General features: G+C 62.6%; 11 protein-coding genes and 1 pseudogene. 5 read left to right on the plus strand and 7 right to left on the minus strand.

Features of this window, described 5'->3' with window-relative positions:
* The first annotated feature begins 84 nt into the window (after positions 1 to 84).
* Entirely contained in the window at positions 85 to 1,449 is a 1,365-nt protein-coding gene (locus D7241_RS11100) for a cation:proton antiporter (RefSeq protein WP_408101574.1), read from the plus strand.
* Between the two features lie 69 nt (positions 1,450 to 1,518).
* On the opposite strand, the gene D7241_RS11105 is transcribed toward D7241_RS11100, so the two are convergent.
* From D7241_RS11105 to D7241_RS11130, 6 genes are all read right to left on the minus strand, one after another.
* A complete protein-coding gene (locus D7241_RS11105) occupies positions 1,519 to 1,734 on the minus strand; it encodes a dodecin (protein ID WP_255979415.1) in 216 nt (71 codons plus the stop codon).
* A 236-nt stretch (positions 1,735 to 1,970) separates the two neighbouring features.
* Positions 1,971 to 2,186: a KTSC domain-containing protein gene (locus D7241_RS11110; protein ID WP_408101575.1), complete on the minus strand. Its 216-nt coding sequence runs from the start codon at positions 2,184 to 2,186 to the stop codon at positions 1,971 to 1,973.
* The gene (locus tag D7241_RS11115) at positions 2,183 to 3,988 is read right to left on the minus strand and encodes an ABC transporter ATP-binding protein (protein WP_408101576.1); all 1,806 of its coding nucleotides are present in this window, start codon (positions 3,986 to 3,988) and stop codon (positions 2,183 to 2,185) included. The genes D7241_RS11110 and D7241_RS11115 overlap by 4 nt, the downstream gene beginning before the upstream one ends.
* A complete protein-coding gene (locus D7241_RS11120) occupies positions 3,985 to 5,139 on the minus strand; it encodes a beta-glucosidase (RefSeq protein WP_408101577.1) in 1,155 nt (384 codons plus the stop codon). The genes D7241_RS11115 and D7241_RS11120 overlap by 4 nt, the downstream gene beginning before the upstream one ends.
* 13 nt (positions 5,140 to 5,152) lie before the next feature.
* A complete protein-coding gene (glf, locus tag D7241_RS11125; RefSeq protein WP_408101578.1) occupies positions 5,153 to 6,394 on the minus strand; it encodes a UDP-galactopyranose mutase in 1,242 nt (413 codons plus the stop codon).
* Positions 6,382 to 7,566 (minus strand): glycosyltransferase family 1 protein, encoded by a 1,185-nt coding sequence (locus D7241_RS11130; RefSeq protein WP_408101579.1) that lies wholly within the window; start codon positions 7,564 to 7,566, stop codon positions 6,382 to 6,384. Before D7241_RS11130 ends, glf begins: the two co-directional genes overlap by 13 nt.
* A gap of 410 nt (positions 7,567 to 7,976) precedes the next feature.
* Here D7241_RS11130 and galE point away from each other — a divergent pair, with 410 nt between their 5' ends.
* Positions 7,977 to 9,041 (plus strand): UDP-glucose 4-epimerase GalE, encoded by a 1,065-nt coding sequence (gene galE / locus D7241_RS11135; protein WP_408102321.1) that lies wholly within the window; start codon positions 7,977 to 7,979, stop codon positions 9,039 to 9,041.
* Between the two features lie 288 nt (positions 9,042 to 9,329).
* Here galE and D7241_RS11140 read toward each other — a convergent pair whose 3' ends face one another.
* A complete protein-coding gene (locus D7241_RS11140; RefSeq protein WP_408101580.1) occupies positions 9,330 to 10,241 on the minus strand; it encodes a LysR family transcriptional regulator in 912 nt (303 codons plus the stop codon).
* 122 nt (positions 10,242 to 10,363) lie between these two features.
* On the opposite strand from D7241_RS11140, the gene trpB reads away from it, so the two are divergent.
* The 3 genes and pseudogenes from trpB to D7241_RS11155 all read left to right on the plus strand — a co-directional run bounded on the left by trpB (position 10,364) and on the right by D7241_RS11155 (position 13,022).
* Positions 10,364 to 11,581 (plus strand): tryptophan synthase subunit beta, encoded by a 1,218-nt coding sequence (gene trpB, locus D7241_RS11145; protein WP_408101581.1) that lies wholly within the window; start codon positions 10,364 to 10,366, stop codon positions 11,579 to 11,581.
* Positions 11,578 to 12,387, plus strand: a complete 810-nt coding sequence (gene trpA, locus D7241_RS11150; RefSeq protein ID WP_408101582.1) for a tryptophan synthase subunit alpha — start codon at positions 11,578 to 11,580, stop codon at positions 12,385 to 12,387. The genes trpB and trpA overlap by 4 nt, the downstream gene beginning before the upstream one ends.
* A gap of 114 nt (positions 12,388 to 12,501) precedes the next feature.
* Positions 12,502 to 13,022, plus strand: a pseudogene (locus tag D7241_RS11155) (REP-associated tyrosine transposase).
* Positions 13,023 to 13,286: the final 264 nt, after the last annotated feature.

Consider the following 13,286-nt stretch of genomic DNA (forward strand, 5'->3'; position numbering starts at 1 on the left):
TTCGGCGAATGCGGCTGAACCCCGTCGAGCCACGCAGTTCGAACTTTCATGCGCACCTCAGCGCGTCTCGCTTCGGAAGACTGCATGAATTTTCTCGAATGGATGGCCGTGCTTGGCGTCTTGCTGTTAATCCTCGCCCTGGCGTCGGCTTATTTGCGCTGGCTGCCGGTCACCACATCGCTGATCTATCTCGGCTTCGGCCTGTTGATCGGGCAGCTCGGCATCGGCCTGTGGGAGATGAACTTCATCCAGATCGCCGGCTGGATGGTGCACCTCACAGAAATCGCCGTGCTGGTGTCGCTGTTCGTTAGCGGTCTGAAACTGCGTATGCCGCTGCGCCATCCAGCCTGGAAAAGCGCTTACGTATTGGCCGGGCCCGTGATGCTCGCCTGCATCGCCGGGGTGGCGTTGTTCTGTCACTACCTGCTGGGTCTGAGCTGGGGCATTTCGGTACTGATCGGCGCGATACTGGCCCCCACCGACCCGGTGCTCGCAAGCCTGGTGCAAGTAAACAATTCTCGCGACAGCGACCACCTGCGCTACGGCTTGTCCGGCGAGGCCGGTTTCAACGACGGCACCGCCTTCCCCTTCGTGGTGTTCGGCCTGCTGCTCATTGAACAGGGAACGCTGGCGACTGGCTGGGTCGGTGAATGGGCGGTGCATCGCGTGCTTTGGGCCGTCCCGGCGGGGCTGGTGTTCGGCTACCTGCTGGGCAAGCTGATCGGCAAGCTGGCGATCAATCTACGCGCACGGTATGCCGACACATCGATATCACCGAACGACTCGTTGGCGCTGGCGCTGATCGCTCTGGCCTACGTCGGCGCCGAGCTGATCGGAGCCTGGGGCTTTCTTGCGGTATTCGCCGCCGGCTTGGGTCTGCGCCATGCAGAGATATCCGTCGCAAAAAGATCAGAGACGCCTTCCGAAGAATTGATAGCCCACGCCGTACCGCACTTGGCAGAAGGTGGCCTGGTACCGCGTGAGCTGCCGTTGGAGAGCGGAAGCATCGCCGAACCCAAGGTCGCCGCTGGCGTGATGATGGGCGACATTCTGACCTTTGGCGGACAATTGGAACGCAGCCTGGAAGTGCTGCTGGTAACCATGCTCGGTGTACTGGTGTCGGTGCATTGGGACTGGCGCGCGGTACCTTTGGCACTGGCGCTGTTTCTCCTCATCAGGCCACTGAGCGTGTGGCTGCTGATGCCTCGCAGCTATCTGGATCGCACCCAGCGGCTGACGGCTGGCTGGTTCGGTATCCGCGGTATCGGTAGCCTTTACTACCTGAGCTACGCCGTGACCCACGGTCTGCTGCCGGACGAGGCCGACGACCTTATCCAACTGGTGATTTCGGTGGTGGTGTTGAGCATCATCGTGCATGGGCTGAGCACCCAGCCGCTATTGCGACGCTATGAACGCAGCCGCGGCCAGGCGCCAACGAACCATGTCTGATGCAGCGAGCGAGGCAGGCGCGCCGGGCAGCCGAATGGACCGCCGCTGCCGGGTGGCCTGAGCGATGACTCAGCTATCGGCGAGACGGAAGCCGACCTTCATGGTGACCTGAAAATGGCCGATCTTGCCGTTCTCGACATGACCGCGAATTTCGCCGACCTCGAACCACTCGACGTTTCGCAGCGTTTTGCTGGCTTCGGCGATACCGTTCTGAATCGCCTCGTCCACGCTGGTGCGCGAAGAGCCGACAATCTCGATCTTCTTGTAGATGTGATGATCCGACATAGATTTCCCCTTCCGATCTGAAGAGCCTCCGCTCGGTAGTGACGCATCCTGTCTGCTTGAGGCCCGCGTAGCGTCCCGGAAGTTCAGCGCAACGGATCGATCGAGGCGTCAATAAGCGAAGTCGCAGGACCGCCGGGTAGATAACCCGTGCTGGCAGAGGGCAGAGCCCCTCCGGCCTACGCCGCTTCAGCCCGTAGGGTGGGCTTCAGCCCACCCTACCTGGCTACCTGGCTGAATCAATCGATCCGGCGATACGGAAAGTCGCAGGCCTTAAACACCTGATTGAAATACCGTCCCAGCGAGTCCGCTTCGAGCAGCGCCTGTACCACCTCGGCCGGCACACGTTCGTAGCGGTACACCGAGCCGTTGTGGAATTCGACCTCCAGCGCCTGCTCGTCCGGGTCGTAACCCAGCGAGCGCAGGCTGCGGGAAGTCACTGCGACGCGCTTCATTTGGCGATATCGGGCTGCCGCTTGAAGCCTTCGGCCTGCATTCGCCACAAGGCATCGAACTCACCGCCACGGCTGCGCAGTTCATGCGGCGGACCGTCCTCGACAATGCGTCCGTCACGCAGAACGATGACCCGGTCGAAGCTCGCCAGGGTCGATAGCCGGTGCGCCACCGCGACCACGGTACGGTTATGCACCAGGTCGTTGAGTGCAACCTGGATTTCGGCCTCAGAATGGGTATCGAGCGCCGATGTGGCCTCGTCGAGGATCAGGATCGGTGCATCCTTGAGAAACGCTCGTGCAATGCCGAGACGTTGACGCTGGCCGCCGGACAGCATCACACCACGCTCACCGACCAGCGTGTCGTAGCCCTGCGGCAACTCGCGGATGAAGGCGTCGCAAAAGGCGCTGCGTGCGGCGGCAATCACTTCTTCATCGGTCGCGCCAGGGCGGCCATAGCGGATGTTCTCGCGAATGCTGCGGTTGAACAGCGCGGTTTCCTGCGGAACCACTGCAATTTTCTCGCGCAGGCTGTCCTGGCTGACGCCACGGATGTCCTGTCCATCGATAAGAATGCGCCCGTCGTGCACGTCATCGAGGCGCTGGATGAGGTTGATCAGGGTCGACTTGCCAGCCCCGGAAGAGCCCACCACACCGACTTTCTGCCCGGCCGGGATATGCAGGTCGAGATGCTCGAACACCGCGCCGCGATCTGGATAGCGGAAGCTGATGTGCTCGAAGGTGATATCACCTTCGGCCAGCAACAGCTGGGCGTCGCTATCTTCCAGGCCATGCGGCTGGACGATGATGCGCAGAGTGTCGTCAATGGCACCGATCTGCTGAGTGGTGTCCACCAGCGCCAGCGCCAAATCGCGCGAGCCATGCAGGATGCGAAAGGTCAGCGCGCTGACCAGTACCACGTCGCCGGCCGTTACCGAGCCGCCGATCCATAGGTTAATCGCCCAGATCAGCATGCCGCCAGCCATGACCGACAAGCAGATGTCATGCATGACCCGCGCTTTCTCCAGATACATCCAGCTGCGGCGCTGAGCGCGGGCTTCATAGCCAATCTCTTGCGCCAGCCGTTCGGCCTCGCGGTAGCGCGCGGAGAAGGCCTTGATCGTCCATACATTGGAGACGGCATCGACCAGCTCACCGCCAACCCGCGCCGACTGCGCGGCGAAGCGTTGATGCTTGGCGCGGCCGCGAATGCCGAAACCGGTGATCAGCGCGGCGACGATGGCGACGAACAGGATCAGCGCCACCGCCATGCGCACGTCGACGGTGAGCAGCACCACCACGGCCCCGATGAAGTCAACGATGGGCGGCACGATCTTCCACGCCAGGCCACCATAGATCGCTCCGGCGGCCTGCCCCAGTGCCGATATGCGATTGCCCAGCGAGCCGGCAAAATGCTCGGTGAAATAGCGCATCGGGTGGCCGGTCAGGTGCTTGAACAGGTCGACACGGATATCCACCATACTGGCCACCACCGTGCGGCATCCAAGCCAACCACCGAGACGCCAGAACACGTTTTCGGTGACGATCAATCCTATGAACAACCCCAGCGGATGCCAGACATCGGCAGCGCCTCGGTTGGCGCTGCCGTGGGCCATCGCATCTACCAGCAGCTTCATGCCGTACTGCACCGCTACCGCACAACTAGCGGCGCCGACGATGAGCGCTAGCAAACCACTGAAATGCCATGGGCGCGCACAAATGTAGTGCCACAGAAAAGCGACCGGCCGACTCGGAAGCGGCGCCTCTTGAGGCTTCGCTTTAGGCGGCTGGGCCGGTACGTTCATGGCAGGGCGTCGGCGAGCTGCAGCGCGGGGCTGAACTGGCTGAACCTCAATTGCTGCAGGCGCAGTTCGTCAGCGAGACCTTCATGCACGCAGCGGTTGCCATTGTCATCCGGGAAGCCCAGCAACCCCACCGGGCAATGCCGGTCATCGGTCCAACCTGGGTAATCCAGTACCGGATATAGGCAAATGCCTTCGACCGGAACCCCGCGCTGCATGGCGAGGCCCGCCTGCTCGCTGACATAGCGCAGCCAGTCCCCGCGCACGTCACCCTCGGCACCGGTTTCGGCGATCAGCAATGGTCGTTTGTAACGCTGCCAGATCTCGCTGAGGATGCCCTTGAAAGGACGATAATCCGGGTTGTCGCGCTCGATGGTGCGGCCGTCGCCGAGGTACCACTGGTTGTCGGAGTAGTAGTTGACGCCCAGCACGTCGAGGTACTCCGGCGCGCCGCCCAGGCCGGGCCAGACCTCACCGCAGAGCATGTCCCATGCCTCGAACTGCGACTGACGGAAACGCTCGGCTTCGCGTTGCGGACCGGGCCGGTCATTGGGTGCGACGACATGGATCGCCGGATCGACCTGGACGAATCGTGCCCGCGGTTCGACGTCCCGGATCGCCTCCATGGCAGCGATGGTCGCGCGCACCAGCTGATGCTTGAGCTCGAAGCCACGCCCGCGCGCCATGGGGTTGAAGTAGGCCTCGTCACCGCCGGCCCACGCCCAGAAGGAGATTTCATTGAGCGGCGCATAGAAGGGCGCCGCATCGGTTTCATCCTTGATCAGCTGCGCCGCCGCCGCGGCGTAGCAGGCGAAGCGTTCGACGAACTGCGGCCGCCAGATGTCTATATCGTCCGGCCAACCGTAATGACAAAGATCCCAGATCACCTGGGTGCCATGGCGCTGCGCCGCGTGCAGCATCGGCAGAAAGCTCGACCAGTCGTACTGGCCCGCCGTCTTTTCGATCAGATGCCAACGCAGACCGTCGCGCGCGCTACGCAGGCCGTGACGCTGGAGCACCGAGTAGTCATGCGCCGCCCAACGATCATGGCCGGTCGCCGCCAGCAGATCGAGACGGCGGCCATCGCTGCGGCGATGATTCGAGCATTCGAAGCCACCCATGAAGAAACTCTTGAACAGTGTTGGCTGATGCATCGTCTGCCTCGCCTCAAGGTGCCTGTTCGGCCAGCGACTGGCTGTGTTCGGCGCTTTCATCGGCCAGCGGACCACGCTCGGCTTCTTCGATGCGCTTGTATAGCGCCAGCGCCTGGCCGACCACCTGATCCATGTTGTAGTACTTGTAGGTGCCGAGTCGGCCGACGAAGGTGACGCCAGGCGTTTCGTCGGCGAGCTTCTGGTAGCGCTTGTACAGCTCGGCGTTCTCCGGCCGCGGGATCGGATAGTAGGGGTCGCCCTCGGCCGAGGGGTATTCGTAGGTGATGCTGGTCTTCGGATGCACTTGCCCGGTGAGGTGCTTGTACTCGCTGATGCGCGTGTAGGGCACGTCTTCGCTCGGGTAGTTGACCGTACCGACCGCCTGGAACTGCTCCTGATCCAGCTGCTTGTGCTCGAACTTCAGCGAGCGATACGGCAGCTTGCCGAAGCGATAATCGAAGTATTCGTCGATCGGGCCGCAGAAGATCAGGTGGTCGTATTGCACCTCGTCGCGGATTTCCCGGTAGTCGGTATTGAGCATGACCTTGATGTTCGGGTGGGCGAGCATCTTCTCGAACATCTTGGTGTAGCCATGCTTGGGCATCTGCTGGAAGGTGTCGGTGAAATAGCGGTCATCGGTGTTGGTTCGCGTGGGGATGCGCGAAGTCACCGATTTATCCAGCTGCGACGGATCGAGGCCCCACTGCTTACGCGTGTAACCGCGGAAGAATTTCCGGTACAGCTCGCGGCCGATGCCGTTGATCACCACGTCTTCACTGGTCTGGATGTGAGCCACCGGCTCGGCGCGGCTGGCGAGAAAGGTCGCCGCTTCCTCTTCGGTGGTCATGTTCAGACCGTAGAGCTTGTTCAGCGTGGTCATGTTGATCGGGATCGGCACCTCCTGTCCGTCCACCTGCGCCAGTACCCGATGCTCGTAGGGCCGCCATTCGGTGAACCGCGAAAGGTAGTCGACGATGCGCTGGGCGTTGGTGTGGAAGATATGCGGGCCGTAACGATGGATCAGCACGCCGGCTTCGTCGTAGTGATCGTAGGCATTGCCGCCGATGTGCGGCCGACGGTCGACCACCAGCACGCGCTTGTTCAGCCCGGCGGCAAGGCGCTCGGCGAGCACGCTACCGGCGAACCCGGCACCGACGATCAGGTAGTCGAAGCCGCGCCGACGACGTGCGGGATGATCGCTGGCGCCACCGCCTGCGTGTTCGGGATTGCTGTCTCGCAGACTTAGATCGCGCATTGCATCTTCTCCTTCATCAGCGCCCAGGTGTGATCCCAGGACATGTCGCCGAGAATTTCGTCTGCGATCTTCAATAGACGGTCCCGGTCTTCGGTATCGGCGAGGGCGCGCTCCACCGCGGCCATGAACGCGTCGGGAGAATCGGCGATATGGACGATCTCGGTATCACCATAAGTGCGCACCACATCCTTGATCGGTGTGGATACCACTGGGCAGCCGCCGGCGAGGTATTCAGGGGTTTTGGTCGGGCTGATGAAACGAGTCGACTCATTCATCGCGAAAGGCATGATCGCCACGTCCCAGCCCGACAGATACCCCGGGAGCTCGTCGTAGGTCTTGGCGCCCAGGTAGTGAATGTTGTCGCGCTGCGGCAGGTCCGCCGGATCGATTTTGACCACCGGCCCGACCAGCACGAACTGCCAGTCGGGACGCTTCTGCGCGACCTCGGCGATCAGCTGGATATCGAAGCGCTCGTCGATCACGCCATAGAAGCCCAGCCGTGGATGCGGGATCTCGGCCTGGTCATCGGGATCGGCCTGCGTCCGGCGTGCCTCCGCGAAATGCGCTACGTCGACACTGCTGGGGAAGGCGTGAGCGTTGTCATGCAACTCGCGCTTGGCCTCCCAGATGCTGTAACCGCCGGTAAATACCAAATCGGCACGCTGGAGTAGCTCCCGCTCGCGCTGCACCAATTCAGGCGGCGCGCCGCGGAATGCGGAAAGTTCGTCCATGCAGTCGTAGACGGTGAGCTTGGGCTTCAGGTGGCCGGCATAGCCCAGTGCCATCGGCGTGTAGTACCAGAGCATCAATTCGCCGACGCCGAGTTTTTCCAGGTAGCCATCGAGCAGGTCACGCTGCACGCGCAACGCCGTCTCGCCGTCACAGCCCTGAGGCAGGCGCGGCACCAGCACTTGCACGCCGTTTTCCTCGGGCCGCACTTCGAGCCAGGGCTGGGCGTCCTCGGTGGGGATCGGTTCTTCGAAGAACAGCACGTTGAAATCCCGCGCGAAACGCGACATCAGGTGCTGCGGGCGCTGGTAGACGAAGCTCCAGCGAAGATGCGAAAGGCACAGCAGGGTTGGAACCAGCTCATCGAAGATGACTTCGGGCGGCGTTTCCTGCTTGTCGGGGGATTTTCCGATCTCGTATTGGTAAGGGCCGGCCCAGCTCATGGCAACCTCTTGCAGATGGCGAAGTCCTCCAGAGTCCCTTCTGCCGCATCGCATAAGCCCGCGCAGCCTGCGCAGGGAGCAGAAAAGTCGGGGCCTGCTTGATCATTACGACCGTCGCGATACCAAGCGCAACCCGCCGGCTATGGACGACACCGGGTGAGCCAAGGTTCCCTTTGACGCAGCAAGCAGGTCGGTCATCGGCTGACCGTCGTCTCGTTGGAACTTGGCCGAGCCTTCTCCGTCCTTATCACAGGACGCCTGATTTACCCCGGCAGCGGCGCTGCATGCCCCGGCAGTAAAAGCACCGCCGATTCGCCGAACCCACCTTGGAGATGCATGCAGCGGCCGCGCTCATACGGTCAGCCGCAGACTCCGTGTGCGTCGAAAGAACTGCCATGCGAGGTCGAAACATGATTCTGGTAACGGGAGGTGCTGGTTATATCGGGTCCCACGCTGTACTGGAGCTCTTGCTGGCCGGCCACGAAGTGCTGGTGCTGGACAACCTTTGCAACAGCTCGAAGATCGCATTGGATCGCGTCGAAACCCTGGCTGGCCGCAAGGCGCAATTCGTCAAGGGCGACGTACGCAATCGCTCGCTGCTCAACGCATTATTCGCGTCGTATCCGGTCACTGCCGTGCTGCACTTCGCCGGCCTCAAGGCCGTTGGCGAAAGCGTGCGCGAGCCGCTGCGCTATTACGAAACCAACGTCAGCGGCAGCATCGCGCTGTGCCAGGCGATGGCCGAAGCCGGCATTTTCAAGCTGGTGTTCAGCTCATCGGCGACCGTCTACGGCGATTCACCGAAGATGCCGATCACCGAGCATTGCCCGACCGGCATTCCGACCAACCCCTACGGCCAGTCCAAGCTGATGGCGGAAAATGTGTTGAAAGGGCTGGCCGAATCCGACCCGCGCTGGTCGATCGCCCTGCTGCGCTACTTCAACCCCATTGGTGCGCACGAGTCCGGGCTAATCGGCGAGGACCCTAACGGCATTCCCAACAATCTGCTGCCCTACATGCTTCAGGTCGCCGTGGGTCGCCGCAAACAGTTGAACGTTTACGGCGCCGACTACCCGACCCCGGATGGCACCGGCGTGCGCGACTACATCCACGTGGTCGATTTGGCCAAGGGACACCTGAAGGCGCTGGAGCGGCTGAACCTGGTTCACGGTGTTTCCACGTGGAACCTGGGCACCGGCCGCGGCTACTCGGTGCGGCAGATGGTCACCGCATTCGAGGAAGTGATCGGGCGACGGTTACCGCACGTATTCAAAGCGCGCCGCCCGGGCGACATCGCGCAGTGCTGGTCGGACCCGACCAAGGCCCGCGAAGAACTGGGCTGGAAGGCGGAACGCGACTTGTTGACCATGCTGACCGATGCCTGGCGCTGGCAGAGTCGTAACCCGCAAGGGTATGCCGTGGAAAAGCCCGCCGCGGCAACGGGCGCAACGGCGGACACCGCGCTGGCCAGCTGATGCGGCTACTCATGGCCGCGCTATGCGGTCCGAATAGCATCAGGCCGTTGCGGTGCTGCTAGATCTGTAAGGTGGGCTGAAGCCCACCCTACATGCTGCGGAGCGCCGCCAGGCCCACCCTACACAGCCGCTACGTGGTTACTTCCCCGCTCAGCAAGCCGATCGAGACCGTAGGGTGGGCTTTAGCCCACCGTTGCTAGCACTTTGCGGGTCGTCAGCCCTTTCCCTCCGGCAAGCCTCTTCGGTGGGCTGAAGCGGAGCGCCGCCCGGCCCACCCTACGGCCCACCCTACATAGTCGCTACGTGGTTTACCTTTCCGCTCAACTCGTTGCGTAACCACTCGGCCAGTCGCTCCGCACGGCGATCCAGGCGGCGAGCCGGCACCCAGAGGGCCAGCCTGGCGCGGGTCTCGATAAATCCCCAAGGCGCCAGCAAGCGGCCCTGGCGTAGATCGTCAGCCACGAGCTGTTGCGGAGCAATGGCCACGCCGAGACCCGCCAATGCCGCCTCCAATAAAAAATAAAGGTGCTCAAACCCTTGCCCCATCTGCAATCTCGCCGAGTCGAGGCCGCTGCCGTTCGCCCAGGCGGGCCAGGCTTGGGGACGGGATATGGTATGCAGCAAAGGCTCACCGAGCAGCTCGTCCGGCCGCGCCTGGCTTAATGCCGCATAGCGCGGATGGTGCGGACTCAGCACGGGTCCAATGCGCTCGACGGTTAGTTCATGCACCTGCATGTCCGCAGGCCAAGGCGGCTCGGCGTATAACAGCGTGGCGTCCAGGCCAGGTTTGCGTGGGTCCAGATCGCCCTCGCTGGCGGATAGCTGAAGATGTAGGTCCGGCAGTTCGCGATTGAGCCGATCCAGCCGCGGAATGAACCAGCGCGCCAAAAGGCTGCCCGGGCAACCGAGCACGAACGGCGCGTCCACTGTTTGTTGACGTAGTTCGGCGCAGGTGCTGCGCAGCCGTTCGAAGGCCTCGCCCGCCGAGTCGCGCAGCCGCAGCCCTGCATCGGTGAGTTTTACGCCGCGCCCTTCCTTGCTGAACAGGGCCAGACCGAGGTCATCTTCGAGCAGGCGGATCTGCCGGCTGACGGCACCGTGGGTCACGCTTAGCTCGGCTGCCGCTTGGCTCACGCTCTGCAGGCGAGCAGCCGCTTCGAAGGCGCGCAACGCATTGAGTGGAGGAAGACCTTGGCTCATCGGTGAGATTTCCTGACAGATTGCGGCGATCTTATCGCTTTTTATCCGGGCGCAACTCGGTTAATTTCCAGCCCATCGCGCAATTTCTGGAATCGATTGCCGCCACCCATTGCCCGTAGGAGATGACCATGACCTCATTCCGCAGCGGCCCTGATGCCAAGGGCCTGTTCGGCCACTTCGGCGGTCAGTACGTCGCCGAAACCCTGATGCCGCTCATTCACGAGCTGGCCGCCGAATATGAAAAAGCCAAGCAGGACCCCGAGTTCGCCAAAGAGCTGGCCTACTTCCAGCGCGACTACGTCGGCCGTCCTTCCCCGCTGTATTTCGCCGAGCGCCTGACCGAGGCCTGCGGCGGCGCGAAGATCTACTTGAAGCGCGAAGAACTCAATCACACCGGCGCGCACAAGATCAACAACTGCATCGGCCAGATCCTCCTGGCGCGGCGCATGGGCAAGCAGCGCATCATCGCCGAGACCGGTGCCGGCATGCACGGCGTGGCCACCGCCACCGTCGCCGCGCGCTTCGGCATGCAATGCGTGATCTACATGGGCACCACCGACATCGACCGGCAGCAGGCCAACGTCTTTCGCATGAAGCTGCTCGGCGCCGAAGTGATCCCGGTCACCGCCGGCACCGGCACCCTTAAAGACGCGATGAACGAAGCCCTACGCGACTGGGTGACCAACGTCCACAACACCTTCTACCTGATCGGCACCGTCGCCGGCCCGCACCCCTATCCGGCCATGGTCCGCGACTTCCAGGCCGTGATCGGCAAGGAAACCCGCGATCAGTTGCAAGCCCAGGAAGGCCGCCTGCCCGACTCGCTGGTTGCCTGCATCGGCGGCGGCTCTAACGCCATGGGCCTGTTCCACCCCTTCCTCGATGACCAGAGCGTGAAGATCATCGGCGTCGAGGCGGCCGGTCACGGCATCGAATCCGGCAAGCATGCCGCCAGCCTCAACGGCGGCGTGCCCGGCGTGCTGCACGGCAACCGTACCTTTCTCTTGCAGGACGACGACGGCCAGATCATCGACGCCCACTCGATCTCCGCCGGGCTGGATTACCCCGGCATCGGCCCGGAACACGCCTGGCTGCACGACATCGGCCGCGTCGAATACACCTCGGTGACCGACGACGAAGCCTTGGCCGCGTTCCACAAATGCTGCCGCCTGGAAGGCATCATCCCGGCCCTGGAAAGCGCCCACGCGCTGGCCGAAGTCTTCAAGCGCGCCCCTGGCCTGCCGAAGGATCACCTGATGGTGGTCAACCTCTCCGGCCGCGGCGACAAGGACATGCAGACCGTCATGCACCACTACGACGAACAGGAAGAACATATATGAGCCGCCTGCAGACGCGCTTTGCCGAACTCAAACAACAGAACCGTGCCGCGCTGGTGACCTTCGTCACTGGCGGCGATCCTGATTACGCCACCTCGCTGGCCATCCTCAAGGGCCTGCCGGAGGCCGGCGCCGACGTGATCGAACTGGGCATGCCCTTCACCGACCCAATGGCCGATGGCCCGGCGATTCAGCTGGCCAACATCCGCGCCCTGGCCGCCAAGCAGGACCTGGCCAAGACGCTGCAGATGGTGCGCGAATTCCGTCAGGACAACCAAACCACGCCAATCGTGCTGATGGGCTACTTCAACCCCATCCACAAGATGGGCGTCGAGCGCTTCATCCGTGAGGCCGTGGACGCTGGCGTCGATGGCCTGATCGTCGTCGACCTGCCACCGGAACATAACGAAGACCTCTGCGACCCGGCCCAGGCCGCGGGCCTCGACTTCATCCGCCTGACCACCCCGACCACCGATGACAAGCGCCTGCCCACCGTGCTCAACGGCAGCTCGGGCTTCGTCTACTACGTCTCGGTGGCCGGCGTGACCGGTGCCGGCTCCGCGACCCTGGAACACGTCGAGGAAGCCGTCGCGCGTCTGAAGCGCCACACCGACCTGCCCGTCGCCATCGGCTTCGGCATCCGCACACCAGATCAGGCCGCAGCGATCGCTCGCCTGGCTGATGGCGTCGTAGTCGGCTCCGCCCTGATCGACCAGATCGCCAATGCCAAGAGCAGCGAGCAAGCGGTCGAAGGCGTATTGGGTTTGTGTCGAGAGCTGAGCGAAGGAGTTCGGAAAGCTCGCGGCTGAAGGCTTTGGTGGGCTGAAGCCCACCCTACAGGAGCATCATGTGCGTGCTCCAAACCGTAGGGTGGGCTTCAGCCCACCACAAATTATGTACACCCATGAAGGCAAGGAGGCCTCATGTCCAACTACCGCCGCAGCCAGGTGCCCGGCGGCACGGGTTTTTCACCGTGACCTTGGCCGACCGCCGCTCTCGATTGTTGATCGAAGAAATCGCACTACTTCGCCATGCCTACCGCCAGGCTCAACGCTCCCGCCCCTTTCAAACCCTCGCCATTTGCATCTTGCCCGACACCTGCACGCCATCTGGACGCTCCCCGAAGGCGACGCCGACTTCGCCGGTCGCTGGAACCTGCTCAAAAGTATTTTCTCCCGCCAGCTTCCCACAGCCGTCCAAAGCCCCAGCAAGACGCGCAAACGAGAGAAAGGCATCTGGCAGCGCCGCTATTGGGAACACCAGATTCGAGACGAATCGGATCTGCAGCGACACGCCGATTATCCACTACAACCCGATCAAGCACGGACTGGTAAAACGCGGCGCAGACTGGCCCTATTCGAGCTTCAATCGGTACGTGGAGAAAGGGCTATTGCCAAGCGATTGGGCATGCAGCGCCGTGGCGGACGGCCTATTCGGAGAGTAAAACGCCAATCCGTGAACGGCTCGGCATTGGGGATACGCCACCGTAGGGTGGGCTTTAGCCCACCGTTTGACGCCACCTACCGAGGTCTGGAGCGATCAACGCTCTGTCTCGCCTTTGCAGTCGTCGTTATCTGGTGGGCTGAAGCCCACCCTACAGTGGCGGATCCAGGCTCAAAGCAAGTCATCGACCATCGATGACCAATATCGACCAGCTTGATTTCGACCGCGCGGGCTGAACGCGTAGCATGCTGCGCACGTCATTAGT

Origin of the sequence: Stutzerimonas sp. VN223-3 (assembly GCF_045999685.1) — a bacterium.
Classification (GTDB): Bacteria; Pseudomonadota; Gammaproteobacteria; order Pseudomonadales; family Pseudomonadaceae; genus Stutzerimonas; species Stutzerimonas stutzeri_AR.

Excerpts from the sequence above, each read along its gene's own strand:
- D7241_RS11100 (WP_408101574.1), top strand. The coding sequence starts at position 85 with ATGAATTTTCTCGAATGGATGGCCGTGCTTGGCGTCTTGCTGTTAATC.
- trpA (WP_408101582.1), top strand. The coding sequence starts at position 11,578 with ATGAGCCGCCTGCAGACGCGCTTTGCCGAACTCAAACAACAGAACCGT.
- D7241_RS11120 (WP_408101577.1), bottom strand. The coding sequence starts at position 5,139 with ATGCATCAGCCAACACTGTTCAAGAGTTTCTTCATGGGTGGCTTCGAA.
- D7241_RS11105 (WP_255979415.1), bottom strand. The coding sequence starts at position 1,734 with ATGTCGGATCATCACATCTACAAGAAGATCGAGATTGTCGGCTCTTCG.
- D7241_RS11130 (WP_408101579.1), bottom strand. The coding sequence starts at position 7,566 with ATGAGCTGGGCCGGCCCTTACCAATACGAGATCGGAAAATCCCCCGAC.
- D7241_RS11115 (WP_408101576.1), bottom strand. The coding sequence starts at position 3,988 with ATGAACGTACCGGCCCAGCCGCCTAAAGCGAAGCCTCAAGAGGCGCCG.
- galE (WP_408102321.1), top strand. The coding sequence starts at position 7,977 with ATGATTCTGGTAACGGGAGGTGCTGGTTATATCGGGTCCCACGCTGTA.
- trpB (WP_408101581.1), top strand. The coding sequence starts at position 10,364 with ATGACCATGACCTCATTCCGCAGCGGCCCTGATGCCAAGGGCCTGTTC.
- glf (WP_408101578.1), bottom strand. The coding sequence starts at position 6,394 with ATGCGCGATCTAAGTCTGCGAGACAGCAATCCCGAACACGCAGGCGGT.
- D7241_RS11140 (WP_408101580.1), bottom strand. The coding sequence starts at position 10,241 with ATGAGCCAAGGTCTTCCTCCACTCAATGCGTTGCGCGCCTTCGAAGCG.
- D7241_RS11110 (WP_408101575.1), bottom strand. The coding sequence starts at position 2,186 with ATGAAGCGCGTCGCAGTGACTTCCCGCAGCCTGCGCTCGCTGGGTTAC.